We start from the raw sequence: 26,967 nt of genomic DNA, 5'->3' as shown, positions 1-26,967 counted from the left end.
GCACCGCTCCTGGCGCGTCGGCCGGCGGCCGGGCTCACAGCACCTGGCTCGCGAGCACGGCCGACTCCTCGTCCGAGAACAGCCGCGACCGGATGATGAACCGCACGCCCTCCGGTGCCTCGACGCTGAACCCCGAGCCACGTCCCGGCACGACGTCGACCGTCAGGTGCGTGTGGCTCCAGTACTCGAACTGGCCGCGGCTCATCCAGAACGGCACCGTGAACGTCGCCCCGTCGAGGTCCGCACCGGGCGCCGCCCCGGCGGGCGGATCGTCCCCCGCGACACCCAGCGGACCCGAGGGGCCCGTGAGCGCGACGTCCGCGAGCTCGGCCTCGGCGAGCTCGGAGAACGGGTCGGCCACCACCAGGTCGCCCAGGTGGACGTCGGCCTCCGACGTGATGAGCTCGCCCTGCGGGTAGCACATGGGCGACGAGCCGTCGCAGCACCCCCCGGACTGGTGGAACATGAGCTCGCCGTACTGGACCCGCAGCCGGGCGAGCAGCTCGGCGGCGGCCGGGGTCAGCGCGACCCTCTCGGCCGGCACCTCCCCAGGCGAGGAACCCACCACCCCGGGCGCGGTGACCTGCGGGGCGGGTGTGACGTCGTCGGGCATGATCCTTCTCCCCTCGTGATGGACGGACGGACGAGCGCGGGCGGGGCCCGCCGGCCCCACCCGCCGTGGCACGACGGCCTAGAAGAAGCCGAGCCTCGTGGCCGAGTAGCTGACCAGGAGGTTCTTGGTCTGCTGGTAGTGGTCGAGCATCATCTTGTGGTTCTCGCGGCCCACGCCCGAGCCCTTGTACCCGCCGAACGCCGCCGCCGCGGGGTACGCGTGGTAGCAGTTCGTCCAGACGCGACCCGCCTGGATCTCGCGGCCCGCCCGGTAGGCGATGTTGGCCTCGCGCGACCACACGCCCGCGCCCAGGCCGTACAGGGTGTCGTTCGCGACCGTGATCGCGTCGTCGAAGTCGGCGAAGTCCGTGACCGCGACGACGGGGCCGAAGATCTCCTCCTGGAAGATCCGCATCGAGTTCTTGCCCTCGAAGATCGTGGGCGTGACGTAGTAGCCGCCCGCGAGGTCGCCGCTCATCTCGGCGCGCGTGCCGCCCGTGAGGACCTTGGCCCCCTCGGCCTTGCCGATGTCGATGTAGCTGAGGATCTTCTCGAGCTGGTCGTTGGACGCCTGCGCGCCGATCATGGTCTCGGTGTCCAGGGGGTTGCCCTGCTTGACGGCCCTGGTCCGCTCGATCGCGTCGCCCAGGAACGAGTCGTAGATCGACGACTGGATGAGCGCGCGCGACGGGCACGTGCACACCTCGCCCTGGTTGAGGGCGAACATCGTGAACCCCTCGAGGGCCTTGTCGTAGAAGTCGTCCTTCTCGCGCGCCACGTCCTCGAAGAACAGGTTGGGCGACTTGCCGCCCAGCTCGAGCGTGACCGGGATGATGTTCTGGCTCGCGTACTGCATGATGAGCCGGCCCGTCGTGGTCTCGCCCGTGAACGCGATCTTGCGGATGCGCGGGCTCGACGCGAGCGGCTTGCCCGCCTCGACCCCGAACCCGTTGACCACGTTGAGGACGCCCGGGGGCAGCAGGTCCCCGATGATGTCGATCAGGAACAGGATCGACGCGGGCGTCTGCTCGGCGGGCTTGAGGACCACGCAGTTGCCCGCCGCGAGCGCGGGCGCCAGCTTCCACACGGCCATGAGGATGGGGAAGTTCCACGGGATGATCTGCCCGACCACGCCCAGCGGCTCGTGGAAGTGGTACGCGATGGTGTCCTCGTCGATCTCGGAGATCGAGCCCTCCTGCGCGCGGATCGCGCCCGCGAAGTAGCGGAAGTGGTCGATCGCGAGCGGGATGTCCGCGGCGAGCGTCTCGCGCACGGGCTTGCCGTTCTCCCACGTCTCGGCGACCGCGATCTTCTCGAGGTTGGCCTCCATGCGGTCGGCGATCTTGTTGAGGATCACGGCGCGCTCGGTCGCCGTGGTCCGGCCCCAGGTGCGGGCGGCGCCGTGCGCGGCGTCCAGGGCGCGGTCGATGTCCTCGGCCGTGCCGCGCGCGACCTCGGTGAAGGTGCGGCCCGTGACGGGGCTCGGGTTCTCGAAGTACCGGCCGCTCGCCGGGGCGACGTACTCGCCGCCGATCCAGTGGTCGTACCGGGACGTGTACTCGGCGATCGCTCCGGGGGTGCCCGGGGCAGCGTAGACGGTCATGTGCGTCTGCCTCCTCGCAGTGCTCTGTTGCCTGTCGTGGACCGCCGCCGCCCGTCTGCCCGCCGTCCCGCGTGGTCCACGACCCGTGGCGCACCGTTGCGCCCGGGTGCACCGGAGGCTACGTGGGGCAGGGTTGCAGGAGCGTTGCAGTCACGCTGTCAGAACGTTCAGCGCAGCGAGCGGTCCAGCAGCGCGATCCGCGCCCGGGCCCGCGCGGCCGTGGGGCTCCCGGGGGCGGCGAGCGCCGCGAGCCGGTGCCAGGCCGCGTGGTCCTCGGCCCCCTCGTCGCTCGCGAGCCACCGCGCCACCGCGCCGGGGTCGCCCGACGCGAGGACCGCGCCGCGCACCTCGGCCGACAGCTCGTCGCGCAGCCGCTCGACCCCCGGCGCGACCGACCGCGGCAGGACCGGCCCCGCGTACGCCGTGAGCGCGGCGTGCACGTCACCGGCACCGAGCAGGTGCCGCACGGTGTCGAGGTCGGTGCGCAGCGGCGCCCCCAGCCGGTAGGGTCGCGACCCGCCCAGCAACGGTCCGACCGCCCGCCGCAGCCGCGACACCTCAGCCCGCACGGTCACGTCGGAGAGCTCGTGGGGGTGCAGCAGCACGGCCAGCTCGTCGGCGGCGAGCCCGCGCGGGGCCGCGGCGAGCAGCAGCAGGATCTCGCTGTGGCGAAGGCTCAGTCGGCCCGACGGCGCAGCGTGCGTCCCGCCGTCGGGCACGGTCGCGTAGGTCCCCGGGCCGGGCCAGCCCGCGGCCGCTCCCGGCGCCGCGCGCAGCACGCCGCTGGCCGCCCCCAGGACGTCGAGCCGCGGCGCGAACCCGTGGCCCCCCGTGGCAGCGTCGGCGCCCGGGCGGTGCTCGGTGCCGTGCTCGGCGAGCTCGCGCTCGACCGCCGCGACCGAGGCCCGGACGAGCGAGAGCACGACGCCCGAGGCCGCGACCTGACCGCCCGTGACGTCGAGGACACCGAGGATGCGGCCCGTGCGCAGGTCGCGGACGGGCGCGGCCGCGCAGTTGAGGGACTGGGCGGGACGCGTGAAGTGCTCGGCGCCGAGGACCTGGACGGCGCTCCCGGTCGCGAGGGCCGTGCCGGGCGCGTTGGTCCCCACGCGCTCCTCGCGCCAGACCGCGCCCTCGACGAACCCGATGCGCGCCACGTCGTCGCGCACGCGTGCGCTGCCCTCGACCCACAGGAGGCGACCGGCGTCGTCGGTCATCGCGACGACCGCGCTCTCCCCTGCGAGCCCCTCGACCAGGAGGTCGCGCACGATCGGCATGGCGCGGGCGAGCGGGTGGTGTGCGCGGTAGGACGTGAGGTCCTGGTCGGACATCGACACCTCGGGGTGGGCCACGTCGGGGTCCACCCCGCTGCGCGCGCTGCGGCGCCACGACGCCGCGACGAGCGGTCGAACCCCCAGCGGGAGCGCTCCCGTGCTCAGGAACGCGCTGTGCGCGGCGCGCACGCCGACGGTGCCGGGCCTGCTGCCGGGCCCGGTGGGGCGCGGGCTGTCCGGCGGAGGGTCGGACGGGTGAGCGTCGGGGCGCTGGGGATGGTCGGTCACGATCGCTCCCTTCGACGCCCTCGTCGAGTCCTGCCGGTCCTGGGGCCAGTGTAGGTCGGGAGCCGTGCGCCGTCCTGGGGTCCGGGAGGCCCGGAATCGTGCGGATTAGCAATCTGACACGAAGTGCCTATGATGTCAGCATGCCGAAGATCATCGGCGGTTCGCTCCACGAGCACCGCGCACAGACCCGTCAGAAGCTCTTCGCGGCGCTCTCGAACCTCATGATGGACCGCGGCTTCGACGCGATCTCCCTCGCGGACATCGCCGCGGCGGCCGGCGTGGGACGCACCGCGGTGTACAACCACTTCCCCGACAAGGAGTCCCTGCTCCTCGGGTTCATCACCCACGAGACCGAGCAGTACGTCGGCACCCTGGAGCGCGCGCTCGAAGGGGTCGACGACCCGGTCGAGCAGCTGCGCACCTACATCCGCCAGCAGGCGCAGCTCAAGCGCGTCTTCCACCTCGCGCCCGGACCGGACCTGCGCACCGTGCTCTCGCGCGGCACCCAGCAGCGCCTGCGCGAGCACGCCGTGATCGTCGAGGACACCCTGCGCCGCATCCTCACCGCAGGCATCGCGTGCGGCGAGTTCCCCGACCAGGACCTCGGCACCACGGTCCAGCTCGTCAACGCGTGCCTCTCGGGACGTCACATCCCCGAGGACCCCGCCGCGCGCGAGCGCGCGATCGAGGCGACCGAGGCGTTCGTCCTGCGCGCCGTCGGCACGCAGGAGCTCGTGGCGGGCTGAGCCGTTTGACACCCCGCGCGGCGCGCTGCGAACCTGCGGCGTGACCTCGACCGCCCCGGCCCGCGCCTTCCTCGCCCCGACCCTCACGTTCGTCCTGCTGACGTTCGTCGCGTCGGGAGCGCTGCTCCAGCTCCAGCCCGCCTCGGGGATCGACCCGGCGGTGCTCGCGCTCGTCCAGCTCGGCCCCGCGGTCGGGGCCGGGATCACGCTCGCGATCTTCCGTGGGCGCCTCGCGCCCCTCCTGCCCGACGCCGTCCCCCGCCGTCAGGTCGTCGCGCACCTGGTCCTGGCGCTCGCGGCCTGCCTGCTGTACGCGGGCGTGCTCGTCACCGTCCTGCTGGTGCAGGGCGAACCGCTCGAGGGCGCGCACGGCGTCGCGGGCGTGCCGTTCGTCGTGCTCACGCTCACGTACCTCGTGGGTGCGGCCGGCGAGGAGATCGGGTGGCGCGGCATGCTCCAGCCGTTGCTCGAGAACCGGTTCTCGCTCCTGGCCGCGAGCATCGTGACGGGCCTCGTGTGGGGCGTGTGGCACGTGCAGATCTTCACCGCGGGCCCCGTCGTGGTCGTGGCCTTCCTGCTCGCGACCGTCGCGCTCTCGGTGCTCGTGGGCCACTTCGGCCGCGGGACCGTGTGGCAGCGCGTCGCGCTCGCGACGCTCGTGCACTGGCTCGTGAACCTCGCCCTGCTGCTCGCCCTCGGCGACCGGCACTCGACGCCCGACGGCACCGTCGCGAACGCGATCGCCGCGCTCGTGACCACGGCCGTGTTCATGGCGATGTTCGCGGCAGCGCAGCGCAAGCGCGGCAAGAGCGCGCTCGTGGCGCGCAGGACGCAGGACGTCGCGGCCTAGGGCGCACGCCCGGCGCGGGCCTCGCGCCACCCCGACGTCCCGTCATGCTCCCGGCGGGACCGTCCGCTGCCCGACCCTGCGGATCGCCTCCAGGGGATAGGGCGTCTCCCGGCTCTCCCGGCGGAACTTCAGGTGAAAGTCCCCGACCACCGCTGCGACAGGCGCGTGTCGGGTCAGGGCGGCGGCGACCCCCGCGGGAGCCGCACCAGGGGGCGCTCCCTCGGCGACCGAGCGCACGAACGCGCTGCGTTCCTCCGGCCCGTAGCCGTACAGGGCGACGGCCAGCCAGTTCACGAGGTAGGTGGCGCTGTACCAGCGGTCGTAGTCGCGGTGCTCGCGGAAGAAGTCGGCCTCGCCCTGCGTGAGCTCGAACCGGGAGGAGATCGCGAGGCCGTAGTCGGCGAAGAAGAGCCGCTCACCGTCGGTCAGGATGTTCTCGAAATGAGCATCGAGGTGCAGCAGCCCCTGGGAGCTCATGAACGAGATACCGCGTTCCAGCTCGTCGTCGACCAGGGCGCAGGCCTTCTCGGCGGCCTCTCCCCCCGCCCCGACCTGGTCACCCAGCCAGGCGTGCAGGGTCTGCGGGACGTACTCGAGGAACAGCACGAGGCTCGCCGAGGACTGCGCGAGAGCCTCGATCCGGCGCCGCACCTCCGGCCCGCCTCCCCAGTAGGCGACGGCTCGGTCCACGTCCGCCAGCTCCTCGGGCAGCGGCCGACCGGCGTCCGGCAGCACCCGCCAGTGGTGCATCACGGGGAACCCCTCGTAGTCCCCCGTGATCACCCAGCTCGTCGTCATCACGTGCACGGCCAGCTCGCGCCATGCACCGAACCCCGGGCCGCCGATGCTGCCGACACCGAAGTGGCAGAAGTTCGGCAGATCGAACAGGTTCGCCGTGGAGCGAAGGTTCTCCGGCTGCCGCTCGAGGTCGGTGAGACGCACCTGCTTGACGAAGACCGGGGCCCCGTCGACGTCCAGCAGGACCGTCGTCCCGCCGATGCCGGATCCGATCGGGGTGCCTGCGTCCACCAGCTCCCGCAGCCTGCGGTCGCTGCACAGCGAGAGCGACGTGGAGACGGCCCCGTGGACGGCCAGGCGAGAGGCACGGGACATGTCAGGGCTCTTCAACGCCGCCTCCAGCCGGGCACCTGCTTCTCGTGCACGCCGTGTCGGCGGACATCGCGGCGGGAGCCGCCGACAGCCTCTCACGTGGTGCCCGTGGCCTTCCCGGCCCGACGACGGAGCGCGCCTCCCGCGGGTCGGCCCGCAGCTCCGAGCGGGCCAGGTGTCGTCGTCGCCGTCCCCCGACACCCGTGCCCCGGGCACCCGTTTCGCGGGACGCGCGCCTAGAGTGCTCCGGTGCCCCCCGCAGAACCGCCACGTCCCCCAGCCCTGCCCGGGCACCCCGAGGAACCCGCCCGGCGCGGGCTCGGACGGTCCTTCACCAACGTCTTCACGGCCAACATCAGCTCGAGCCTGGCCGACGGGATCGCGCGCGCCGCCGCACCGCTCCTCGCAGCCCGCCTGACCGACGACCCCCTCCTCGTCGCGGGCATCGCCGCCGTCGCGATGCTCCCCTGGCTGTTCTTCGCGATCCCGTCGGGCGTGCTGCTCGACCGGATCGACCGGCGCCACGCGATGACGATCGCGAACGGCACCCGGACGCTCCTCGCGGTCGCGCTGATCACCCTCTTCGCGACCGGCACGCTGACCATCTGGTGGCTGTACGTCGTGATCTTCGCGTACGGAGCGCTCGAGACGCTGTACGACGGCGCGATCCGGGCCGTCGTCCCCGCGATCGTGCGCCGCGCCGACCTGCCCCGCGCCAACTCGCGCATCGAGGCGGGCGAGCTCGTCGTGCAGAACTTCCTCGCGGTCCCCTGACGTCGGCGCTGTTCGCCGTGGCCGTCGTCATCCCGCTCGGGATCGGCGCGCTGTCCTACGCCGTCGCAGGGGTCCTCGCGTTCTTCCTGCCCGCAGCGGCGGCCGGCGCCCACCGCGCGCACCAGGCGCACCAGGCGCACCCCGCGCTCCCACCCGTCCGCACGACGCTGCGCCGCCAGCTCACCGACGGCTACCGCTTCATCATGAGCCACCCCATGCTGCGCCCGCTGTGGTTCCTCAGCATCCTCATCGCCCTGTTCTTCTCGGCGGCGATCGCGACCGACGTGCTGTTCGTGCTCGAACGGCTCGAGGTCCCCGAGAAGTGGTTCGGGGTGTTCATGCTCTCGGGGGCGGTCGGCGGGATCCTCGGAGCGGCGGTCGTGAGCCCGCTCAAGCACCGGTTCGGGGCCGGTCCCGTCATGGCCGCGGCCAACTTCGTCGGGCCGGTCGCGCTCGTCGTCATGGGGTTCTTCCCGACGATCCCGGTCGCGGTCGTGTGCTTCGCGGTGTCGTTCGGCTCGACGTCGGTGTGGAACGTCCTGGTCATGTCGCTGCGGCAGGCCGCCATCCCGGGCCACCTGCTGGGCCGGGTCCACGGGACGTGGCGCACGCTGCTCTGGGGAACCATGCCGCTGGGCTCGCTGCTGGGCGGGCTGCTCGCCCGGATCGACCTCACGACCCCCCTGATCGTCGCGGGCGGGGTCACCGTCGTGGTCTCCCTGGTGGGCTACCGGTTCCTGCACGGGCTGCCCGACCCCGAGGACGTCGCGGAGCACGCGCTTCCCAGTCCGTGAGATCTCGCCCACAGAGCATAGGTAAACCTCACCTCACTGTTGTATCGTTCCTGACGCGACGTCATGACGATGTGTCACGACACACCGCGGATCCTGCGCCGACCCTCCTGGCGCACGTGCCGACGTCGTGCACGTGACACGACGAACCGCAGGAGCCCCTCGTGACCGCTGAAATGACCGCTGAGACCCTCCCCGGCGCCGCACCCGCGTCGCTGTCGCTCCGCCTGCGCGAGGGCACACGCCCCGAGCACGAGCAGGCCGAGACCACGGGCTTCGTCGAGAAGCTCATGGGAGGCGAGCTCGACGTCGCCGCCTACACCGACCTCGCCGCGCAGCAGTACGCGATCTACGGTGCGCTCGAGCAGGCCAGCGCCCAGATCCGCGACGACGCACAGGGTGCGACCCTCGTGTTCGACGAGCTGACCCGCACGCCCTCGATCGAGAAGGACCTCGCGTTCCTCGTCGGACCCGAGTGGGCCACCGAGATCCGCATCCTGCCCGCGACCGAGGCCTACGTGGCCCGTCTGCTCGAGGTCGGCACGTCGCTCCCCGCCTACGCGGCGCACGCCTACACGCGCTACCTGGGCGACCTGTCGGGCGGTCAGATCATCAAGCGCATGATGGAGCGCCACTACGGGCTCGGCCCCGACGGCCTGGCGTTCTACACGTTCGACGAGATCCCCAAGGCCAAGCCCTTCAAGGACGTCTACCGCGAGCGCCTCGACTCGCTGGACCTCACCGACGAGCAGCTCGCCGAGACCGTCGCGGAGGCCAAGCGCGCGTTCCGCCTCAACAGCGCGCTGTTCGCGGAGCTCGGCGCGGTCCACTGCTGACGGCTCGCTGAGAGCGCCGGGCTCGGCGCCGAACAGGTGGTTGCGGCTCGTCGAGCGGGCGGTCGAGGTTCGTCGACGGCCCGGTGCGCACCGCGACCGCCTGCTCGGCACCGGCGACGGGTCGGCCCGAGCCCCCCGACGTCTCCAAGATCACAGAAGATCCTGGGACCCGTGCACCTCCTGGGGGCGGACGTAGGTTAGCCTCAACTTACCCGGAGCCGCCCCTCGTGCGGGCGGCCGACCCCTGCTGGAGCCCCTGTGATGTCGCACCCTGCCCGCGTACCGTCCACCGAGCAGCGCCGCGGTCCGCGGACGCGTCGCCTGCGACGCTCGTCCGCCGTCGGCGTCGCAGGGCTCGCCGCGGTCCTGCTGGTGACCGGCTGCGCCCCGCTCCCGTACGAGCCGCCGAGCCAGACACCGGCACCCACCACGGACCAGGCCGCACCGGCCGCCCCCGAGGCCGACACCACCGCGACGCTCGACGCGTGCACGGCCCTCGAGACGGGCGAGCGTCCCACCGTGGACCCCGCGACGTTCCCGACCGGCCCGACGACCGCGACGTTCACCGACGACGCGATCGACCCGATCGCCACGGCCCCCACCCCGACGCTGCCCGTGACCGTGCAGTCGTTCGACGGCCGCGAGGTCGCCGTCACCGATGCCTCGCGCATCATCGCGGTGGACCTGTACGGCACGCTCGGCGAGATCGTCTACAGCCTGGGCCTGGGCGCGAACGTCGTGGGCCGCGACCTGCCCACCGGCTTCCCCGAGGCCGCCGACGTCCCCGTCGTGACCGGCGCGGGCCACGCCCTCAGCATCGAGACCATCCTCGGCCTGGACCCGAGCGTCATCCTGACCGACGCGACGCTCCTCACGGACACCGCCCGCTCGCAGCTCGAGTCCTCGGGCATCCCCGTCGTCTACTTCGACGAGGCCCGCACGCTCGACGGGATCGACGACCGCATCACCGCGGTCGCGACCACGCTCGGCGTCCCCGAGGCCGGCGCCGCGCTCGTCGAGCGCACCGACCAGCAGGTCTGCGCCGCGCTCGCGGGAGTCCCCGCGAACACGGGAGACCCCCTCGTCGCGTTCCTCTACCTGCGCGGCTCCAACATCAAGATGCTGTTCGGGCCGGGCTCCGGGGCCGACGACCTGATCCGCGAGATCGGCGGCCAGGACGCAGGGACCACGATCGGCCTCACGCAGCAGTACGCACCCGTCACGAGCGAGGCCATCATCTCCGCGGCCCCGGCCGCCTACCTCGTCATGACCGACGGCCTCGAGTCGAGCGGTGGGCTCGACGCCATGCTCGCGATCCCCGGCCTCGCCCAGACGCCCGCGGGCCAGAGCCGGCGCGTGATCGACATGGACGGCAGCCGCCTCCTGACGTTCGGCCCCCGCACGGGCGAGACCATCGCGTCGCTCGTCGAGGCGTTCTACGGCGTCCCCGCACCGGACCTGAGCACGGTCGGTGCTGCCGGCACGTCGGCCGCCGCCGGGACCGCAGCCCCGTGACACCTGCCTCCCGCCCCGCAGGCCCGACGACGTCGCGCACCACCTCCGGCTCCCTCACCTCCGAGCAGCGCACCGCGGACGGGACGACCACCGACCCTGGCGGGCCGGGCACCGCGGTGAGCGGCGCCGTCGGGCCTGCTGGTGGCCCGGACCGCCGCACGCGGACACCCGACGCGCTGCCCGCCGTGGGGCGCGGCCGACGCCGCGCCGCGACCTGGCTCATGGTCGGGCTCGGCGTCGCGCTGCTCGTGCTCACCGTGCTGTCCGGGATGACGGGGCAGGTGCCCGTGTCGCCCGCCGAGGTCCTCGGCTCGCTCATGCACCACATGGGCCTCGACATCGGCCCCATGCCCTCGCACCCGCAGGGCGAGAACACGCTGTGGGTCGTGCGCTTCCCGCGCGTCGTCCTCGCGATCGTCGTCGGGGCCGCGCTCGCGTGCTCGGGCGCGCTCATGCAGGGCGTGTTCGGCAACCCGCTCGCCGAGCCCGGCGTGATCGGCGTCTCGGCGGGCGCGGCCGTCGGGGCGTGCGCGGTCATCGTCACCGCGGGCTCGCTCGTCTCGGGGACCTGGGTCGCCGCCGCGGCCTTCCTGGGCGGACTGATCACGACGTTCGTCGTCTACGCGCTCTCGCGGTCCGGCGGGCGCACCGAGGTCGTGACGCTCGTCCTCACGGGCATCGCGGTCAACGCGTTCGCGGGCGGGCTGCTCGCGTTCTTCACGTTCGTCGCCGACCCTGCCGCGCGCGAGCAGATCGTGTTCTGGCAGCTCGGCTCGCTCGGCGGCGCCACGTGGGGGTCGGTCGCGGTCGTCGCGCCCATCGCGATCGTCGGCGTGACCGGCGCGATGCTGCTGCGCCGCCAGATGGACCTGCTGTCCCTGGGCGAGCGCGCCGCGCACCACCTGGGCGTCGACGTCGAGCGGCTGCGCCAGATCGTGATCGTGCTCGTCGCGCTGCTCGTCTCCGCGGGCGTCGCGTTCACGGGGATCATCGCGTTCGTCGGGCTCGTGGTGCCGCACCTGGTGCGCATGGTCTGCGGGCCGAGCCACCGCTGGCTCATCCCCGCCTCGACGCTCGGCGGCGCCGTGGTTCTGCTCCTCGCAGACCTGGTCTCCCGCTCGCTCGTCGCCAACGTCGAGCTGCCGCTCGGCATGATCACCTCGCTCGTGGGCGGCCCCTTCTTCTTCTACCTGCTGCGCCGCACGCGCTCTCGCCAGGGAGGCTGGGCATGACCCGCGACATGGTGGACCCCGAGTCGAGGCACGAGGGCAGCAGCTTCTGGTCGTCGCTGCGGACCGCGGTCACGGGGCGGCGACGCTCGTCGCGGCTGCCCGCCGTCCCCACCCCGGGGACCGTCGTGACCGAGGCGCGCGGTGCGGTGCTCTCGCTCGACGGGACGCCCGTGCTGCGCGACGTGTCGGTCGCGGTCCGGGCCGGTGAGGTCCGTGCGCTGCTCGGGCCCAACGGTGCGGGCAAGTCGTCGCTGCTCGGGGCGCTCACGGGCGACCTGCCGCTCGACGGCGGATCGGTCCTGGTCGACGACGCCCCACTGCGGTCCTGGAGCCCGACCGAGCTCGCGATGCGCCGGGCCGTGCTCATGCAGCAGATCCACCTCAGCTTCCCGTTCACGTCGCTCGACGTCGTGCAGATGGGCCGCGCTCCGTGGCGCGGCACGCCCCTCGAGGAGGCCGACGACCAGGTCGTGGCCGAGTCCCTCGCCGCGACCGACGTGTCGCACCTCGCGGGCCGGCACTTCCCGTCGCTGTCCGGTGGTGAGAAGGCGCGCGTCGCGCTCGCGCGCGTCCTGGCGCAGCGGACAGGTCTGCTGATGCTCGACGAGCCGACCGCCGCGCTCGACCTCAAGCACCAGGAGCTCGTGCTGCAGATCGCGCGACGGCACGCGGAGGCCGGAGGTGCCGTGGTCGTCGTCGTGCACGACCTGGGGCTCGCGTCGGCGTACGCGGACCAGGTGACCCTGCTGTCGGGCGGGCGCGTCGTGGCCGACGGTCCGCCCCGTGAGGTCCTGACGGCCGAGCTGCTGAGCGAGGTGTACGACTACCCGGTCGAGGTCGTCGAGCACCCGGGCGGCGGGTCACCGATCATCCTGCCGGCGCGTTCCCTGGCGTCGCGGTAGAGGACTGCCGTCGAGGGAGACGGTGAGTCCCCCGCCTCGACGGCAGTCCCCTGCGGCGACCGGTGCGGCCGCGGCCTACAGGTGCCGGTCCGTGTACACCGCGAGCGCGTCCCGCACGAACGTCGCCCCCTCGACGCCGCCGTAGCTCGCGGCGAACCGCTCGTCGGCCACGTACATCTCCCCGAGCCCGACGACGTACTCCTTGACCGGTGCCGAGCTGTGCCCCGGGGTGCCCGGGATCCCGCTCAGCCACTCGACGTGGCGCCGCGCGAGCGCCTGCGCCTCGTCGCCGTCGGGCGCGAGCCCGGCCTGTGCGGCGGCCGCCCAGTCCGCGGCGAGCCGCCGGGTCTGCTCCTGGTGCGCAGCCTTGTCCTGCGGGGACAGCCCGCGCCACCAGGTGTCGCCCGTCCGGTAGGCGTCGGCACCCCACCGCTCGGTGACCTCTGCCTCGTGCTTCGTGTGGTCGAACCCGTCGAACATGTCGTCCGCCATGAGTCGCCCATCTCCTTCCATGGTCGTGATCGTGCGCTCGACCGACGCGATCTGTCGCGCCAGCCGCTGCTGCTCGGCCCGCAGGGCGTCCAGGTGGGTCCGCAGGGCCGTCGCCTGCGCGGCGGCACTCGTGGCGTCCTCCCGGCCGAGGATCTCGGCGATGGCCGGGAGGCCCACGCCGAGCTCCCGCAGCAGGAGGATCCGCTGGAGCCGGACGAGCGCGGGCCCGTCGTAGTACCGGTAGCCGTTGTGCCCGACCCTGCTGGGCGCGAGCAGCCCGACGTCGTCGTAGTGACGCAGCGTGCGGCTCGTGGTCCCGGCGAGGCGGGCGATCTCCTGGATCGACCAGTCGGTCGCGGGCTCGGTGCGTGCGGTCATGCGTTCTCCTCGTTCCCAGGGGTCCTGGTCGCCTCGGGTGAGGCAGCACGATCGACCCTAGAAGTTGACGTTACGTCAAGGTCAACCCCTGGTTCCCCCGGCCCGACGCCGTCACTCGCCGCGCAGCACCCGCGCCAGCTCGTCCGTGGTCGCCACGACCCGGAGGGCGCCCGCCGCCTCGAGCTCGCCCTGCACCGCGTAGCCCCAGGCGACGCCGATGCAGCCGATGCCGTGCGCGGCGGCCCCGAGCACGTCGTGCTCCCGGTCGCCGACCATGACGATCTCCTCGCGCGGCGGCAGGCCGGGCGGGCGGGCGGCCAGCGACGCGAGCGCGTGCTCGATCACGTCCGCCTTGGCGCCGCGCGTCCCGTCGAGGGTCGCACCGTAGACGCCCTCGACCAGGTCGTCGATCCCGAAGTGCGCGGTGATGCGGCGTGCGTAGACCTCGGGCTTGGAGGTCGCGACCGCGAGCCGGACGCCCGCGTCGCGCACCGCCGTCAGGCACTCCAGGACACCCGGGTAGAGGGAGTTCTCCAGCATGCGCCCCGCGGCGTAGACGTCGCGGTACGCCGCGACGGCCTCGGGGACGCGGTCGGCCGGGACACCGTGCCGCGCGAACGTCTCGGCGAGCGGCGGGCCGACGAAGCTCTGCAGGGTCTCGTCGGTCGGCACCTGGATCCCGAGCGCCCCGTAGGCGTGCCGGATCGACGACAGGATGCCCGGGGCCGAGTCCGTCAGCGTGCCGTCGAGGTCGAGGAGGGCGAGTCGGTAGGGAGGGTTCGCGGTGGTCACGGGGTCGATTCTCCCTCGCGGCGCCGACCGGCCGGGGCTACCGCCGAGCCGCTATCCCGGCGGGTCGCTCGGCCGTGCCTGACCACCCCGGCGCCTCGCGAGCCCCCACCCGGCCACGAAGCCGAGCACCAGCAGCCCGGCCCCCACCGCGGCCAGGCCCAGCGAGTGCGAGGCAGGTCGTGGCGGGACGTAGGTCGCGTCCGCGAGCGGGGCGTAGGCGAACCACCCGAACGTGGTCGGCCTCGACGCGAACCACCCGCCGACGCCGACCAGGAGCACTCCTGCCACGAGGCCGACGAGTCCTCCCCGCCCCAGGGCGCCGCGGGAGCGTGGGGGTACCGGTCCGGGGACGGAGGGTGGAGTCATGGCGCACATCCTGGCCGACCGGCCACGAGGCCGCAACGCCCCACGCCAGCAGCCCCTACTCTCCGACGCTCCCGTCGATCGCCTCGCGGATCAGGTCGGCGTGCCCGTTGTGCCGCGAGTACTCCTCGATCATGTGAACCAGGATCCAGCGCAGGTTCCAGCGCTCCCCGTCCCGGTTCGCTCGCGCCGAGCGCGTGTCGAGCCCTTCACGGGACGGGTCCGCCAGGGTCTGCGCGACGACCAGGTCCGAGGCGGCGATGGCGCGGTCGAGGAGCCCCCAGAGCTCTGTCGCCGTGGCGCCTGCGGCGCTGTGCCAGTCCCAGTCGATGTCGGCGTCCCAGTCGACGGCGTCGAGCGGCGGTATCGCCGGTCCGTCCTGGAACACCTCGGTGAACCAGTAGGACTCGACGACCGCGAGGTGCTTGACCATGCCTCCCAGGGTCATGCTCGACGGGCCGTGCGCGCGGACGAGCTGTTCGGCGTCGAGGTCGGCCGTCTTCAGCCGCAGGGTCTCGCGGTGGTAGGTGAGGAACTCGGTGAGGACGGTCAGCTCGTCTCCCGAGCGCTGCGGGATGGTGCGGGGGTCGTTGTCCACGGACCCGACCCTAGCGAGACCTGCGTGTCACCCGCGCCAGGTCGACGTGCGGGCACGTCGACCCGGCACCCGTCACTCCCCGACGAGCCCACGCACCACGCGGTACGACAGGTGCGTCACCAGGTGGTTGCTGCTCACCGGCCCTGGCTCGACGCGCAGGCCTCCCAGGCCCTCGAGCAACCGTTCGCCCGCCCCCAGGAGCACGGGGGCGACGTGCAGCCCGAACTCGTCGACGAGGCCCGCCGCGAGGTAGGCCCGCATGGTCGAGGCTCCGCCCGCGATGCCGACGTGCCCGTCGCGGGAGGCGGCGAGCGCCTGCGACAGCGCGGACTCGATCCCGTCCGTGACGAAGAAGAACGTCGTGCCCTGCATGACGAGGGGTTCGCGTGGGTGGTGCGTGAGCACGAACACGGGCGCGTGGTAGGGCGGCTCCTCGCCCCACCATCCCCTCCAGGCCTCGTCCCACGGGCCGCGACCGGGCGCGAACATGTTGCGTCCCATGACGAACGCGGTGGGGGCGGCGATGGACTCGAGCGCGGCCGTGTTGGCCTCGGGCTCCTCGAACATCCACCGGTGCAGCTGTTCGCCGCCCTCCCCGAGGGGGTTCTCGAGGGACTGGTGCGGTCCCGCGACGTACCCGTCGAGCGACAGCCCGACGTCGAACGTCACCCTGCCCACGCGGCTCACACCGACTTCCGGGTCCGGCGGATACCCACGAACAGGCCGACGGCGCAGGTGACCGCCGCGGCGACCACGCCCCACAGGACCGTGGTGCTCGCGAACGTCCCGCCGAACAGGGCGCGCTCGGCGTCGACCATGTAGGTCAGCGGGTTGAACTTCGCCGCGGTCTGCATCCACGACGGGCCGGCCTCGAGCGGGAGCATCATGCCGGACAGGATGAGGAGCGGGAACAGGAGCGACTGCTGCACGCCCCAGAACAGCCACTCGCGGTTCTTCGCGGCGAGCGCGAGCGCGCACGACAGCGCCCCGACGCCGACCCCGAACAGCCCCAGGAGCGCGAGCCCGGCGATCGCGTGCAGCGGGTAGAACGTGAACCCGAAGGGGATGCACACGAGCGCGATCAGCAACCCCTGGACGACGAGCGGCGCGAACTCCTTGAGCGCGCGGCCGACGAGGATCGCGGACCGGTCGAGGGGCGTCGCGAGGACGCGCTCGTACGAGCCGGTCATCATCTCGTAGAGCAGGTTCGAGCCCGTCATCGAGGTCCCGAACAGGGAGATCATGACGATCACGCCGGGCACGAACCACTGGAGGGTCGCGGCCGTGGTCCCGCCGGGGCCACCCATGCCGCCGCCCACGGCGCCGGTCAGGAGGGGCCCGAACAGGCCCAGGAAGATCAGCGGCTGGAGCAGCGAGAAGATCAGGGTGAAGGGGTCGCGCAGGACCAGGAGGATCTCGCGCGTGAAGACGGCCCAGGTGTCGCCGAGGAACTTCGCGGTCCCCGAGCGCCCGACGTCGGAGCGCCGGTCGGTCGCCTGCCTCGCCCCGGGCCGTGGCCCGCTCGTGGTGCCGATCCCGACGTTCGTCAGGCTGGCGGTGCCCGGTGCCCGAGCGACCGCGGGCTCGGCACCTCGACTCGTGTCCTGCTCGTCCATCACGCCGCCTCCTCGCGCAGGCTCCGACCGGTCAGGTTGAGGAACACGTCGTCGAGGCTCGCCTGCTTGAGCCCCGCCGAGCGGACCGAGAGCCCTGCGACCCGCAGGGACTCGATCGCCTCGGGCAGCCGGTCGGCGCCGTGCGTCGTGGAGAGGGTCACGGTGACGTCTCCCCCGGCACCGACGGTCGCGTGCAGCCTGTCGCCGGGTCCGTCGGGTCCGCCGCGACCCGGCTCGCCGGCTCCGCCCCCCACCTCGCCCACGACCGGGGCGAGGGCGGCGCGGACGCGCGTGACGTCGTCGGGCACCTGGGCCGGGGGGCCGGGCGTGCCGGCGACGACGAGCGTCACGACGTCGTCCGCGTGGTCGCGCTTGAGCGCGGCGGGCGGGGCGTCGGCGACGATCGTGCCGTGGTCGATGACGACGACGCGCTCGGCCATGGAGTCGGCCTCGTCGAGGTAGTGCGTGGTGAGGACGATCGTCATGCCGTAGCGCTCGCGCAGGACGCCGATGTGCTCCCACAGGTTGGCGCGGCTGTGCGGGTCGAGGCCCGTGGTGGGCTCGTCGAGGAACAGCAGCGGCGGGTGGTTCATGAGGCCGAGCGCGACGTCGAGGCGCCGGCGCTGCCCACCCGACAGGCTCTGGACCGTGCGCTTGCCGAGGCCGTCGAGCTCGAGCGCCGCGAGGAGGTCCGCGGCGCGGCGCTGGTACTCGCTCGCGGGCAGCCCGTAGAAGCGCCCCTGGTTGTGCAGCTCGTCGGCGACCCGGTAGGAGAACCCTCCCCCGTTGCCCTGGCCGATGTACCCGATGCGGGACCTGACCTCGGCGGGCTGGGTGCGGATGTCGAACCCGGCGACCTCTGCCCTGCCCGACGTGGGTTCGAGCAGGCTCGTGAGCATGCGCAGGGTCGTGGACTTGCCTGCGCCGTTGGGGCCGAGGAACGCGACGAGCTCCCCCTCGCGGACGTCGACGTCGATCCCCTTGACCGCCTCGACGACCTCCTTCTTGCGGTGGAAGGTCTTGGTCAGCCCTTCGGTGTGGATCATGGCTCACGCCTCTCGCGTACGGTGTACCGGAATGAATTTTCACGTTAGCATACGGTGTACGGGAACTGAAGAGGCTCCTGGCACCGCGCGGAAGTGGGAGGATCGGGCACCATGGCCAGCAACACCGTCGCACCGGTCCCCTCCGACGGGGTGGACTCCGCCGGGCGCCCGGACTCATCGGTCGACGCGTCCGCGCACACGCCTGCCGACGTTCCCGCCGCCGGCACCCGCACCACCCCCGAGGACGACGCCGCCCCGGACCCGACCGACCAGGTCCCCCGCCCACCCGAGGTGACCAGACGCCTGGCGCTGCTCTGGGACCCGCCCGCACCGCCGACGCGCGGCCGCAAGGCCCGCCTGACGCTCGACGAGGTCGTGACCGCCGGGATCGCCGTCGCCCAGGAGGTCGGGCTCGAGGCCCTCTCGATGCGCCGCGTCGCCGCCCGGCTCGGCGTGGGCGCCATGTCGCTCTACACCTACGTGCCCGGGCGCACCGAGCTCGTCGACCTCATGATCGACCGGGCGTTCGGCGAGCTCGACCTGCCCCCGGCCGACGCCCCCTGGCGCGCGGGCCTGTCGCGGTACGCCCGCCAGGTCTGGGCCCTCTACCAGCGCCACCCCTGGATCCTGCAGACCAACATGTGGCGCCTCCCGCTGGCCCCCCACGTGCTCGACGCCCAGGAGGCCGGCCTGCGGACCCTCGTCGACACCGGGCTGCCCGCCGACCAGGTCGTCGAGATCCTCGGGCTCGTCGACGCGTTCGTCCGCGGGCTCGCACGGGCCGCCGTCGCCGAGTCGGTCGAGAACGACGTGAGCGGCATGTCCAGCGACGAGTACTGGACGTCCATGAGCAGCTTCTGGGCGGACTGGTTCGACGTCGAGCGCTACCCCGTCATGACGCGCATCTGGGAGGCGGGCGGGTTCGACGCCCCCGCCGACCCGTTCGACGCGTCCCTCGACCGGTTGCTCGACGGCGTCGAGATGACGATCGACCGGGCGCGCGAGCAGGCCTGACCCCGGGCGCGCCGAGAACGAGGTTGCGGTCGTTCTGACGCGGTCAGCGACCTCAGGTCCGTTCTCGACCGCGCGCAACCCCCTGCTCGTCGGCCGCACCGGAGCCGCCGGCGCGCGCCAGCCGCCCCTGGGCGCTACGTTCCGAGGACGAGGCCGACGACGCCCGCGGACCCGCTGCGGGACCGGCCCGGCGAGGACGGTGGACCATGACCGAGCACGAGGAGTCCCTCACGGGCCGCACCACCAAGATCGCCCGCCGCCTCTGGGGGCTCGCCTACCTGCGGGGCGCCCTGTTCCTCCTGATCGGCGTCGTGCTGTTCGTCGAGCCGGACCGCGGCATCCAGTGGCTCACGTGGCTCGTCGCGGCCATGGCGGCCCTCCAGGGGATCCTGTTCCTGATCGAGGCCGGGCGGCAGCGGGCCGACGGCGAGGGCGGTGTCTGGCTCTGGGTCGTGGGCGGCCTGGGGGTCGGCGTGGGCCTGCTGCTCGCGTTCTGGCCGTCGGCGAGCGTGACGCTGGTCCTGCGGCTCGTGGGGATCTGGGCCCTGGTCGCGGGGCTGATCGGCCTGATCGGTGCGCTGCGCGCGCGGCGCACCCGCGAACCCGGTTGGGACTGGGAGCTCGCGACCGCCGCGCTGTGGCTCGTGTTCGGCGTCCTCGTCCTCGTGAGCCCCGTGACGGGGCTCCAGACCATCACGGTGCTCGTGGGCCTGTACCTCGTGGTCACCGGGGTCGTGATCCTCGTCGCGGCGTTCGCGCAGAGCACGGCCGCGAAGGACGCGAAGGCCGCGCTCGCGGGCCCGGGCGCCCCGGCGGGCCCCCGGGCGTAGGGCGGGCGGCCCGCCGCGTCCGGGCGCCGGCCCCTACCAGGCGTCGAGGTGCCGGTGCTCGTGCCCGCGCGGCGGCTCGTACTCGGCGTGCGGGCCCGGCTGGAGGTAGGTGCGGGCGAACGTCAGCGACGCCGCGAGGTCCTCGTAGCGTTCGGCGGCCGTGCGGGCTCTCCGGGTCGCGATCTCGACCACGACGTCGCCCTCCCAGCCGCGGCGCACGAGCTCGCCCAGCACCTTGTCGCACGGCTGGGTGCCGCGCCCGGGGACCATGTGCTCGTCCTTCATGGAGTCGGTGCCGTCGGCGAGGTGGACGTGCGCGAGGCGGTCGCCGAACACGTCGAGCAGGTCGAGGCTGTTCTGGCGCGCGACGGCCGCGTGCGACAGGTCGAGCGTCACGGCGTCGTACGGGTGGTCGGTGGGGTCCCAGCCGGGCAGGTACGCCTGGACCTCGCGCTTGCGGCCCCGCCACGGGTACATGTTCTCGACGGCGACCGTGACGCCCGTGGCCTCGTTGAGCTCGCGCACGTGGTCGGCGAACCCGCGTGCGTACAGGCCCTGCCACCGGAAGGGCGGGTGCACGACCACGGTCTGCGCCCCGAGCTCGAGCGCGAGGTCGACGGTCTGCTCGAGCTTGGGTCCGGGCAGCCGACCCCACACGCGCTGGCTCACGAGGAGCGTGGGGGCGTGGACGCTGCGGATGGGGACCCCGACGTCGGCCGAGAGCTTGGCGAGGGCCTTCGCGTCCTGGGTGGTCGTGTCCGACCAGACCATGACCTCCATGCCGTCGTAGCCCAGGTGGGCGGCGGCCTCGAAGGCGAACGGCGCCTTGCGCGGGTAGACGCTGGCGCTGGACAGCGTGACCTTGATCCGGGACCCGTCGGCCGGGCCTGTCTCACCTCCCCGGCTCTCGCCCTCGACGGGCGGCTGGGCGTCGGGCGTCGTCGCTTCACGCATTCCGACACCCTAGCGCCGTCGCGTGTGCGTCGTTCACGGGGGCGTCCTGGGGAGTCCCCGAACTCTGGCAGGATGCTGCTCGACCGAACCGCCCGGAGCGCTGGAGTGTGCATGGATCGTCCCGACGTCGTCTCGCCCCCGACCGTCGGCACGACGCGTCCGGGCCTCGGCCCGGGCGAGGACGTCGTCCTCTCGACCGAGACCGACGACGCGCGCGCGCTCGCGGCGCTGGAGTCGCTCGTGGCGTACCTGGAGCAGGACTCGGCCTGAGGCCGCGCGGGCTCGGCCTGCGCCGGAGGTCGCGGCCCGGGTCCCGGGCGAGGTCCCGGCCCGACGGCGTCGCTCCCGTCCCGTCCGACACCTCGCCCCGCGCGCGGGGCCGGGTCGGGCTCGTCGAGCATGCGGTCCGCGTGGTCCACGGCGCGGTGCGACCCGCCCCGAACCGCACGCTCGGCGCTTCCGTCGACGTCCCGGTCGACCTGTTGCCGGACGCGGCACGGCTCCGCTCCCCCGCCCCTTCCCCTGGTCTCCCACCGAGGCAGACCTCCGCTACAGTGGACTGGTCTATACCACTTCCAGGCAGGAGCACGTCATGGAACGAACCGTCACCGTCGCCATCGCCGAGGGACTCCACGCGCGCCCTGCGGCGCTGTTCGTGGCCGAGGCGGGCAAGCAGCCCGTCCCCGTGACGCTCTCCAAGGAGGGCGCCGAGACCGTGGACGCCGCGAGCATCCTCGGCGTCATGACGCTCGGCGCCGCGGCGGGCGACCAGGTCGTGCTCGCGACCGAGACGGACGGCGTCGAGGCCGAGGCCGCCCTCGACGCGCTCGCGGCGTTCCTCGAGCGCGAGACCGTCTGACCCGGGTCCCGGGCGCCGGACCGGCCCCCGGGGCCGCCCGCGGGGCCGCGCCGGCTCGGGGCCGCCCGGCGCCCGACCGACTCCGCGTGCGGACGCTCGGCGTCGGGCCGTCGCGCACCCCACGCGGCGCTCGGCCCGCAGCCCCTCGGACGAGGGGCCACGGGCCGAGCGGTCAGGATCGGCGGCGAGGTAGCGCCGCCCACGGACTACAGCCCCAGCTCCTCCAGCACGGGCAACCGGGCACGGACCGCGTCCCGGGCAGCCGCCGCGGTCGGTGCGGCGACCGCGATCCTCGCCAGCTCGGCGCACTGCTCCGAGGTCGTGGCCGCGAGCACCGCCGCGACGTCGCCCAGGGCGCGCGGCGTCATCGACAACGACGCGACGCCGAGCCCCACGAGCACCGGGGCGAGGGCAGGGTCGGCCGCGGCCTCGCCGCAGACCCCGACCGGTCGACCGTGCTCGGCACCACCCGCGCACGCCGCCCCCACGAGGGACAGGACCGCAGGCTGCCACGGGGTGGAGAGCGCGGCGAGGTCCGCCGCCTCCCGGTCGGCAGCCATGGTGTACTGCGTCAGGTCGTTGGTGCCGATGCTCCCGAAGTCCACCTGCTCGAGGACCCACCGCGCCTGGAGGGCGGCGGCCGGGACCTCGATCATGACGCCGGCGGTCACCAGGCCGCGCTCGCGGCAGGCTGCCGCGAACTCCTGCGCCTCGTCGGGCGTGGCGACCATGGGGGCCATGACCCACACGTCCGCACCCTCGGCAGCGGCGGCCCGGGCGATCGCGTCGAGCTGACGCCCCAGGACCTCGGGGTGCCGGACGGCGGTGCGCAGCCCCCGGACACCGAGCGCCGGGTTGGGCTCGTCGTCGGCCGTGACGAACGGCAGAGGCTTGTCGGCTCCCGCGTCGAGCGTGCGGATCACGACCTTGCGACCGGCGAACGCCGCCAGCACGGCCCGGTAGGCCGCGACCTGCTCGTCGACGTCCGGCTCCTCGGTGCGCCCGAGGAAGCAGAACTCGGTGCGGAACAGGCCGACGCCCTCGGCCCCCGCCTCGACCGCGGCCGCGGCCCCGGCCGGGTCCGCGACGTTGGCGAGGAGCTGGACCCGCACGCCGTCGGCCGTCCTGCCCTGGCCGTCGAACGCGCGCGGGCCGCGCGGGCGGTCCTGCACCCGCGCGACGTCCTGGGCCGACGGTTCGCGCTCGACCGTGCCCTGCGAGCCGTCGACCAGCACGGTCTCGCCGTCGACGAGCTCGGTCGCCCCGGGGGCCGCGACGACCGCCGGGATGCCGAGGGACCGGGCCAGGATCGCGGTGTGCGACGTCGGGCCCCCTCCGCTGGTGACGATCGCGAGGACCCGCTCGGGGTCGAGCGTCGCGGTGTCGGCGGGTGCGAGGTCGGTCGCGACGAGCACGAACGGGTGGTCGACGTCCGGGACGCCCGGGGCGCGACGTCCCGTGAGGGCCGCGACGATGCGCTCGCGCACGTCGCGCACGTCGCGCGCCCGCTCGGCCATCATGCCGCCGAGGGACTCGAGGCGGGCCGCGAGGTCCCCTGCGGCCTCCCACACTGCTCGCTCGGGGACGGTCCGCTCGTCGCGGACCTTGCGGGCAGACTCCTTCGACAGCGTCGTGTCGGCAGCCATCGCGGCCGTGACCGTGAGGACCTCGACGGCCGTGCCGGTCGCCCTCACGGCGCGCGCCGCGAGGTCCGCCTGGACGCTGCGGACCGCCTCGTCGATCGCGGCGACGGCCGCCTCGGCGTCGGCGTCGGGCGCGAGCGTCGCCGGGGCGGGCTCGGGCACGGGGGCCGGCATCGTCACGACGACGCCGGCCCCCCGTCCCGGGCTGACGCCCGCACCGTCGATGACGGAGGTCACCGGCCGCCTCCGCCGCCGGCCGTCCCGGAGCCGCGGGCGTCCGACCCCCTGGCCCCGGACCCTTGGGCGTCGAGCTCCGCGGGAGACAGGTCGGCCTCGGCCGCCTTCTTCTCCTCGGCGACCAGGACCGGGTCCGCCGTCGGGTCGGCGCCGACCGCGGAGTCGTCGTCCTCGCGGCCCGGCGTGCGCAGGTTCCACTTGGTGATGACCCAGCGGAACAGGAAGTAGTAGATCGCGGCGTACCCGAGCCCGATCACGATGATCCACAGCGGCATCGTCGCGATCCTGAAGTTCAGGACGTAGTCGATCGCTCCGGCCGAGAACCCGAACCCGGACTTGATCCCCAGGGCGTTGACGAGGGCGAGCGACGTGCCCGTGAGGACCGCGTGGATCGCGTACAGCGGGTATGCGACGTACACGAACGCGAACTCGAGGGGCTCGGTCACACCGGTGACGAACGCGACGAGCGCGGCCGAGCCCATGATGCCGCCGATGAGCTTGCGGTTCTTGGGCTTCGCGGTGTGGATGATCGCGAGCGCGGCCGCCGGCAGGGCGAACATGAAGATCGGGAAGAAGCCCGTCATGAAGGTGCCGGCCGTGGGGTCGCCGTGCAGGAAGCGCGCGATGTCGCCGTGCCAGATCGCGCCGCTCGCGTCGGTGTAGCTGCCGAACTGGAACCAGGGCAGCGAGTTCAGCAGGTGGTGCAGCCCGATCGGGACGAGCAGGCGGTTGGCCGTGCCGTAGACGAACGCACCGAGGACCGTGGAGCCCGTGACCCAGTCGCCGACGGCAGTGAAGCCCGCGTCGAACCAGGGGTAGATGAGCGCGCCGATCACGGCGATGACGACTGCGGCCCCCGCGGTGACGATCGGGACGAAGCGACGCCCGCCGAAGAACGCGAGGTAGGGCGGCAGCTTGATGCGGCTGTACTTCTGGAACATGATCGCGGCGGTCAGACCGATCACGATGCCGCCGAGGACGCCGTAGTTGATGAGCTTCTGCTCGGGCGGGCCCGTGATGGCGAGCGTGACGAGGTCGAGGAAGTTCCCGTCGCCCGCTGCGGCGAGGGCGTCGGGGTCCGCGCCCTCGAGCCACTGCGCCGGCGAGGCCGGCTCGCCGAGCACATAGGGCGAGAGCGCCTTGCTCACACCGCTGAAGACCAGGTAGCCGATGACGGCGGCGAGGCCCGTGGAGCCGTCGGCCTTCCGGGCGTACCCGACCGCGACGCCGACGGCGAAGAGCAGCGCGAGGTTGGCGAAGAGCGCGTCGCCCGCAGCGGCGAACACGTCGGCGACGGGCTGCATCCAGGCGAAGGTGCCCGCGACCCCGTCCGCGCCGAGCATGTCCGCCTGCCCGAGCCGCAGCAGCAGTGCTGCGGCGGGCAGGGAGGCGATGGGCAGCATGAGGGATCGACCGACCCTCTGCAGCTGGGCGAAGCCGGGGATCCCCTTCTTCACCTTGGGTGTTTCGGCCACGGACGTCATGTTCACTCCTCGTTGTTCGGGTGCCACCGAGGCCGTCGGATCGCACCGCTGGAACTGGGGACTGCTGGCTTTGATCACGACGCCGGCCCGGACGTGGAGCGCGTCGTTGCTGATACCCGACCATCCCTCCGACTGTGGTGGGATAGTTGTCTGGACCACTTGCGGACAGAGTGGTCTAGACATCATGATGTGTCAAGCCCTGGCCACCCCGGGGCCACCGGAAGCGAGGAACACGTGGCAGCGACGACGCAGGCCAGAGCACCCAAGGGCGGGCACAAGCACCAGATCGTGCGTGCCTACCTGAGCGACCTGATCGCGAACGAGCTCACCATCGGCGACGCCGTCCCGTCCGAGCGCGTCCTCACCGAGAAGTTCGGGGTCTCCCGGATGACGGTCCGCCAGGCCCTCGACGCCCTCGTGGCCGACGGCGTCCTCCAGCGCGAGCAGGGCCGCGGGACGTTCGTCGCGCCGCGCCACACCGACTTCGAGATGCGTCTGACGACGTTCGGCGAGGAAGCCCGTCGGCTCGGCATGGCGCCGAGCACCCAGGTCCTCGACAGCGACACCCTCGCGGCCGGCCGGGTCGTCGCCGAGGCCCTGGGCATCGCGCCCGAGGACCGGGTCCACTACGTCGAGCGCCTGCGCTTCGCGGACGGCACGCCCATGGCCGTCGAGCGTGCGTGGGTCCCCGCGTCCCTCGCGCCCGACCTGCTCGACGACGGCGTCCCCGACAGCCTGTACGGCGCGCTGCGCGAGCGCGGGCACTCCCCGACCTGGGGCGAGGACACGATCATGGCGGCCGAGGCGAGCGCCGCGGAGCAGGACGTCCTGGCCATGACGAACGTCCGGGCCGTGCTGCGCGCGCACCGCAAGACCTACTCCGAGGACGGTGCCTGCATGTACTCCCAGATGTGCTACCGGGGCGACCGGTACTCCGTCGTCGTCCCGCTCCGCGAGGCCCGGCCCACGATCGTGCCCCGCCCGGCCCCGGCCGACCCCGCTCCCCACGACCCAGAGACCACGTGACCGGCCAGGCCGGCGACACGTCCACGACCCACGCACCAGAGAGGATGCAACGATGACTGCAGCCGATGCAGCACGGGCCGCCGCGATACTCGCCGGCCTCGGCGGGGTGAGCAACATCGAGGAGATCGACCCCTGCACCACCCGACTGCGGTCGCTCGTCAAGGACCCCAGCCTCGTCGACGTGGCGGCGCTGCGCGCCGCGGGAGCCTTCGGGGTCATGACGACGGGACGGGTGGTCCAGGTCGTCGTCGGCCCCCAGGTCGACACGATCGCCTCGGACCTCGCCGACCTGATGTGACCCCGCGCCCGCCCCCGGCGGGCGCCTCGACGTACGTCCGCACCAGCACACGAAGGAGCACGACATGAGCAAGGCAGAGCAGATCCTCCAGGGGCTCGGCGGGGATGCCAACGTCCTCGACCTCGAACCCTGCATCACGCGCCTGCGCGTCGAGGTCGAGGACCCCACGCTGGTCGACGACAAGGTCCTCACCGCTGCGGGCGCCATCGCGGTCGTCCGGACGGGCAACGCGATCCAGGTGATCGTCGGACCCGACGCGGACAACATCGCGTCGGACATCGAGGACCTCCGTTGACCGCTCCCCTGACTGTCCTCGCGCCGGTCACGGGGACGGTCGTCGAGCTCGCCGAGGTCGACGACCCGGTGTTCTCGGCGGGGCTCGTCGGTCCGGGCATCGCGATCGCACCCGACGCCGCCGAGGGGGGCCTCGTGTCGGCGCCGATCAGCGGGACCGTCGCGAAGCTGCACCCGCACGCGTTCGTCATCACGCACGAGAGCGGCCGGGCCGTGCTCGTGCACCTGGGGATCAACACGGTCCAGCTCGGCGGCGAGGGCTTCACGCTGCACGTCGCGCAGGGCGACGTGGTCCACCAGGGCACGACCCTGGTCACGTGGGACCCGGCCGCGATCGAGGAGGGCGGCCGGTCGGCCGTCTGCCCGGTGGTGGCGCTCGAGGGCTCGGCCGACGCGGTGACGCCGCTCGCGCCGGTCGGGACGTGGGTCGCGCGCGGCGAGGACCTGCTGGTCTGGGAGTGACCCGCGGAGTCAGGACGAGCGCGACCTCGCGGTCACGCTCGTCCTGAC

At 73.3% G+C, this 26,967-nt stretch carries 30 protein-coding genes; 16 read left to right on the top strand and 14 right to left on the bottom strand.

Translation table 11 applies throughout. The features are described from left to right. Positions 1 to 34 precede the first annotated feature (34 nt). The 3 genes from NHG27_RS09075 to NHG27_RS09065 all read right to left on the bottom strand — a co-directional run bounded on the left by NHG27_RS09075 (position 35) and on the right by NHG27_RS09065 (position 3,777). A complete protein-coding gene (locus NHG27_RS09075) occupies positions 35 to 544 on the bottom strand; it encodes a DUF779 domain-containing protein (protein ID WP_497016075.1) in 510 nt (169 codons plus the stop codon). A 147-nt stretch (positions 545 to 691) separates the two neighbouring features. Beyond that, positions 692 to 2,215 carry an aldehyde dehydrogenase gene (gene adh, locus NHG27_RS09070; protein ID WP_497016010.1) on the bottom strand — a complete coding sequence of 508 codons (1,524 nt, stop codon included), beginning with the start codon at positions 2,213 to 2,215 and terminating at the stop codon, positions 692 to 694. Positions 2,216 to 2,382: 167 nt separating this feature from the next. Then, positions 2,383 to 3,777, bottom strand: a complete 1,395-nt coding sequence (locus NHG27_RS09065) for a GAF domain-containing protein (protein ID WP_321575467.1) — start codon at positions 3,775 to 3,777, stop codon at positions 2,383 to 2,385. A gap of 140 nt (positions 3,778 to 3,917) precedes the next feature. On the opposite strand from NHG27_RS09065, the gene NHG27_RS09060 reads away from it, so the two are divergent. Further along, positions 3,918 to 4,523 carry a TetR/AcrR family transcriptional regulator gene (locus NHG27_RS09060; protein WP_193720805.1) on the top strand — a complete coding sequence of 202 codons (606 nt, stop codon included), beginning with the start codon at positions 3,918 to 3,920 and terminating at the stop codon, positions 4,521 to 4,523. A 40-nt stretch (positions 4,524 to 4,563) separates the two neighbouring features. Then, positions 4,564 to 5,373, top strand: a complete 810-nt coding sequence (locus NHG27_RS09055) for a CPBP family intramembrane glutamic endopeptidase (protein ID WP_497016005.1) — start codon at positions 4,564 to 4,566, stop codon at positions 5,371 to 5,373. Between the two features lie 42 nt (positions 5,374 to 5,415). On the opposite strand, the gene NHG27_RS09050 is transcribed toward NHG27_RS09055, so the two are convergent. Further along, the gene (locus NHG27_RS09050) at positions 5,416 to 6,486 is read right to left on the bottom strand and encodes a protein kinase family protein (protein ID WP_497016001.1); all 1,071 of its coding nucleotides are present in this window, start codon (positions 6,484 to 6,486) and stop codon (positions 5,416 to 5,418) included. A gap of 246 nt (positions 6,487 to 6,732) precedes the next feature. On the opposite strand from NHG27_RS09050, the gene NHG27_RS09045 reads away from it, so the two are divergent. The 6 genes from NHG27_RS09045 (at position 6,733) to NHG27_RS09020 (ending at position 12,533) form a co-directional block, all read left to right on the top strand. Further along, positions 6,733 to 7,257, top strand: coding sequence for an MFS transporter (locus NHG27_RS09045; RefSeq protein WP_497015999.1), 525 nt, complete (start codon positions 6,733 to 6,735; stop codon positions 7,255 to 7,257). Between the two features lie 17 nt (positions 7,258 to 7,274). Then, positions 7,275 to 8,051 carry an MFS transporter gene (locus tag NHG27_RS09040; protein WP_497015996.1) on the top strand — a complete coding sequence of 259 codons (777 nt, stop codon included), beginning with the start codon at positions 7,275 to 7,277 and terminating at the stop codon, positions 8,049 to 8,051. A gap of 161 nt (positions 8,052 to 8,212) precedes the next feature. Beyond that, positions 8,213 to 8,884, top strand: a complete 672-nt coding sequence (locus tag NHG27_RS09035; protein ID WP_497015994.1) for a biliverdin-producing heme oxygenase — start codon at positions 8,213 to 8,215, stop codon at positions 8,882 to 8,884. A 261-nt stretch (positions 8,885 to 9,145) separates the two neighbouring features. Next, complete coding sequence (locus NHG27_RS09030) at positions 9,146 to 10,399, top strand: heme/hemin ABC transporter substrate-binding protein (protein ID WP_497015993.1); 1,254 nt, start codon at positions 9,146 to 9,148, stop codon at positions 10,397 to 10,399. A 221-nt stretch (positions 10,400 to 10,620) separates the two neighbouring features. Next, positions 10,621 to 11,631 carry a FecCD family ABC transporter permease gene (locus NHG27_RS09025; protein WP_193720829.1) on the top strand — a complete coding sequence of 337 codons (1,011 nt, stop codon included), beginning with the start codon at positions 10,621 to 10,623 and terminating at the stop codon, positions 11,629 to 11,631. Then, positions 11,628 to 12,533, top strand: a complete 906-nt coding sequence (locus tag NHG27_RS09020) for a heme ABC transporter ATP-binding protein (protein WP_497015991.1) — start codon at positions 11,628 to 11,630, stop codon at positions 12,531 to 12,533. Before NHG27_RS09025 ends, NHG27_RS09020 begins: the two co-directional genes overlap by 4 nt. 75 nt (positions 12,534 to 12,608) lie before the next feature. On the opposite strand, the gene NHG27_RS09015 is transcribed toward NHG27_RS09020, so the two are convergent. From NHG27_RS09015 to NHG27_RS08985, 7 genes are all read right to left on the bottom strand, one after another. Then, complete coding sequence (locus NHG27_RS09015) at positions 12,609 to 13,403, bottom strand: MerR family transcriptional regulator (protein ID WP_497015989.1); 795 nt, start codon at positions 13,401 to 13,403, stop codon at positions 12,609 to 12,611. A 111-nt stretch (positions 13,404 to 13,514) separates the two neighbouring features. Then, positions 13,515 to 14,195, bottom strand: a complete 681-nt coding sequence (locus NHG27_RS09010) for an HAD hydrolase-like protein (RefSeq protein WP_497015987.1) — start codon at positions 14,193 to 14,195, stop codon at positions 13,515 to 13,517. Between the two features lie 51 nt (positions 14,196 to 14,246). Continuing rightward, entirely contained in the window at positions 14,247 to 14,561 is a 315-nt protein-coding gene (locus NHG27_RS09005; RefSeq protein WP_193720812.1) for a hypothetical protein, read from the bottom strand. Positions 14,562 to 14,616: 55 nt separating this feature from the next. Continuing rightward, entirely contained in the window at positions 14,617 to 15,156 is a 540-nt protein-coding gene (locus NHG27_RS09000) for a DinB family protein (RefSeq protein WP_497015985.1), read from the bottom strand. Between the two features lie 72 nt (positions 15,157 to 15,228). Continuing rightward, positions 15,229 to 15,834, bottom strand: coding sequence for a dihydrofolate reductase family protein (locus NHG27_RS08995; protein WP_497015983.1), 606 nt, complete (start codon positions 15,832 to 15,834; stop codon positions 15,229 to 15,231). A gap of 5 nt (positions 15,835 to 15,839) precedes the next feature. Then, positions 15,840 to 16,772: an ABC transporter permease gene (locus NHG27_RS08990; RefSeq protein ID WP_497015981.1), complete on the bottom strand. Its 933-nt coding sequence runs from the start codon at positions 16,770 to 16,772 to the stop codon at positions 15,840 to 15,842. Then, positions 16,772 to 17,818, bottom strand: coding sequence for an ABC transporter ATP-binding protein (locus NHG27_RS08985; protein WP_497015980.1), 1,047 nt, complete (start codon positions 17,816 to 17,818; stop codon positions 16,772 to 16,774). The genes NHG27_RS08990 and NHG27_RS08985 overlap by 1 nt, the downstream gene beginning before the upstream one ends. Positions 17,819 to 17,929: 111 nt before the next feature. Here NHG27_RS08985 and NHG27_RS08980 point away from each other — a divergent pair, with 111 nt between their 5' ends. Together NHG27_RS08980 and NHG27_RS08975 are read left to right on the top strand one after the other, a co-directional pair. After that, positions 17,930 to 18,832, top strand: coding sequence for a TetR/AcrR family transcriptional regulator (locus NHG27_RS08980; protein ID WP_497015979.1), 903 nt, complete (start codon positions 17,930 to 17,932; stop codon positions 18,830 to 18,832). A 206-nt stretch (positions 18,833 to 19,038) separates the two neighbouring features. Further along, complete coding sequence (locus NHG27_RS08975) at positions 19,039 to 19,662, top strand: HdeD family acid-resistance protein (RefSeq protein WP_497015977.1); 624 nt, start codon at positions 19,039 to 19,041, stop codon at positions 19,660 to 19,662. A gap of 33 nt (positions 19,663 to 19,695) precedes the next feature. Here NHG27_RS08975 and NHG27_RS08970 read toward each other — a convergent pair whose 3' ends face one another. Further along, complete coding sequence (locus NHG27_RS08970; protein WP_497015976.1) at positions 19,696 to 20,616, bottom strand: sugar phosphate isomerase/epimerase family protein; 921 nt, start codon at positions 20,614 to 20,616, stop codon at positions 19,696 to 19,698. A gap of 111 nt (positions 20,617 to 20,727) precedes the next feature. Between NHG27_RS08970 and NHG27_RS08965 the strand changes: the two genes are divergently transcribed. Together NHG27_RS08965 and NHG27_RS08960 are read left to right on the top strand one after the other, a co-directional pair. Then, positions 20,728 to 20,886, top strand: coding sequence for a hypothetical protein (locus NHG27_RS08965; protein ID WP_497015974.1), 159 nt, complete (start codon positions 20,728 to 20,730; stop codon positions 20,884 to 20,886). A 322-nt stretch (positions 20,887 to 21,208) separates the two neighbouring features. After that, positions 21,209 to 21,475: an HPr family phosphocarrier protein gene (locus NHG27_RS08960; RefSeq protein WP_497015972.1), complete on the top strand. Its 267-nt coding sequence runs from the start codon at positions 21,209 to 21,211 to the stop codon at positions 21,473 to 21,475. Positions 21,476 to 21,681: 206 nt separating this feature from the next. Here the strand turns inward: NHG27_RS08960 and ptsP are convergent, their stop codons facing one another. Continuing rightward, positions 21,682 to 23,355, bottom strand: a complete 1,674-nt coding sequence (ptsP, locus tag NHG27_RS08955; protein WP_497015970.1) for a phosphoenolpyruvate--protein phosphotransferase — start codon at positions 23,353 to 23,355, stop codon at positions 21,682 to 21,684. Next, positions 23,352 to 24,839 (bottom strand): PTS transporter subunit EIIC, encoded by a 1,488-nt coding sequence (locus NHG27_RS08950; protein WP_193720822.1) that lies wholly within the window; start codon positions 24,837 to 24,839, stop codon positions 23,352 to 23,354. The genes ptsP and NHG27_RS08950 overlap by 4 nt, the downstream gene beginning before the upstream one ends. Before the next feature lie 234 nt (positions 24,840 to 25,073). Here NHG27_RS08950 and NHG27_RS08945 point away from each other — a divergent pair, with 234 nt between their 5' ends. The 4 genes from NHG27_RS08945 (at position 25,074) to NHG27_RS08930 (ending at position 26,919) form a co-directional block, all read left to right on the top strand. Further along, entirely contained in the window at positions 25,074 to 25,865 is a 792-nt protein-coding gene (locus NHG27_RS08945) for a GntR family transcriptional regulator (RefSeq protein ID WP_193720823.1), read from the top strand. A gap of 52 nt (positions 25,866 to 25,917) precedes the next feature. Continuing rightward, entirely contained in the window at positions 25,918 to 26,163 is a 246-nt protein-coding gene (locus NHG27_RS08940) for a PTS sugar transporter subunit IIB (protein WP_056644676.1), read from the top strand. Between the two features lie 64 nt (positions 26,164 to 26,227). Beyond that, complete coding sequence (locus NHG27_RS08935; RefSeq protein ID WP_193719038.1) at positions 26,228 to 26,458, top strand: PTS sugar transporter subunit IIB; 231 nt, start codon at positions 26,228 to 26,230, stop codon at positions 26,456 to 26,458. Beyond that, on the top strand, positions 26,455 to 26,919 hold the full coding sequence (locus NHG27_RS08930; RefSeq protein WP_497015967.1) for a PTS sugar transporter subunit IIA: 465 nt from the start codon (positions 26,455 to 26,457) through the stop codon (positions 26,917 to 26,919). The genes NHG27_RS08935 and NHG27_RS08930 overlap by 4 nt, the downstream gene beginning before the upstream one ends. Positions 26,920 to 26,967: the final 48 nt, after the last annotated feature.

This window comes from Oerskovia sp. 140933, from assembly GCF_059651515.1.
Note: the sequence above shows the minus strand (reverse complement) of the source record. Positions and strands in the feature narration are given on the sequence as shown.

Bases quoted from the DNA above. Each gene is read 5' to 3' on its own strand.
- NHG27_RS09025 (WP_193720829.1), top strand. From the start codon at position 10,621: ATGGTCGGGCTCGGCGTCGCGCTGCTCGTGCTCACCGTGCTGTCCGGG.
- NHG27_RS08960 (WP_497015972.1), top strand. From the start codon at position 21,209: ATGGAACGAACCGTCACCGTCGCCATCGCCGAGGGACTCCACGCGCGC.
- NHG27_RS09020 (WP_497015991.1), top strand. From the start codon at position 11,628: ATGACCCGCGACATGGTGGACCCCGAGTCGAGGCACGAGGGCAGCAGC.
- NHG27_RS09015 (WP_497015989.1), bottom strand. From the start codon at position 13,403: ATGACCGCACGCACCGAGCCCGCGACCGACTGGTCGATCCAGGAGATC.
- NHG27_RS09050 (WP_497016001.1), bottom strand. From the start codon at position 6,486: ATGTCCCGTGCCTCTCGCCTGGCCGTCCACGGGGCCGTCTCCACGTCG.
- NHG27_RS08970 (WP_497015976.1), bottom strand. From the start codon at position 20,616: ATGCGTGAAGCGACGACGCCCGACGCCCAGCCGCCCGTCGAGGGCGAG.
- NHG27_RS08990 (WP_497015981.1), bottom strand. From the start codon at position 16,772: ATGGACGAGCAGGACACGAGTCGAGGTGCCGAGCCCGCGGTCGCTCGG.
- NHG27_RS09005 (WP_193720812.1), bottom strand. From the start codon at position 14,561: ATGACTCCACCCTCCGTCCCCGGACCGGTACCCCCACGCTCCCGCGGC.
- adh (WP_497016010.1), bottom strand. From the start codon at position 2,215: ATGACCGTCTACGCTGCCCCGGGCACCCCCGGAGCGATCGCCGAGTAC.
- NHG27_RS08950 (WP_193720822.1), bottom strand. From the start codon at position 24,839: ATGACGTCCGTGGCCGAAACACCCAAGGTGAAGAAGGGGATCCCCGGC.
- NHG27_RS08980 (WP_497015979.1), top strand. From the start codon at position 17,930: ATGGCCAGCAACACCGTCGCACCGGTCCCCTCCGACGGGGTGGACTCC.
- NHG27_RS08985 (WP_497015980.1), bottom strand. From the start codon at position 17,818: ATGATCCACACCGAAGGGCTGACCAAGACCTTCCACCGCAAGAAGGAG.
- NHG27_RS09030 (WP_497015993.1), top strand. From the start codon at position 9,146: ATGTCGCACCCTGCCCGCGTACCGTCCACCGAGCAGCGCCGCGGTCCG.
- NHG27_RS08940 (WP_056644676.1), top strand. From the start codon at position 25,918: ATGACTGCAGCCGATGCAGCACGGGCCGCCGCGATACTCGCCGGCCTC.
- NHG27_RS08975 (WP_497015977.1), top strand. From the start codon at position 19,039: ATGACCGAGCACGAGGAGTCCCTCACGGGCCGCACCACCAAGATCGCC.
- NHG27_RS09060 (WP_193720805.1), top strand. From the start codon at position 3,918: ATGCCGAAGATCATCGGCGGTTCGCTCCACGAGCACCGCGCACAGACC.
- NHG27_RS08965 (WP_497015974.1), top strand. From the start codon at position 20,728: ATGGATCGTCCCGACGTCGTCTCGCCCCCGACCGTCGGCACGACGCGT.
- NHG27_RS08935 (WP_193719038.1), top strand. From the start codon at position 26,228: ATGAGCAAGGCAGAGCAGATCCTCCAGGGGCTCGGCGGGGATGCCAAC.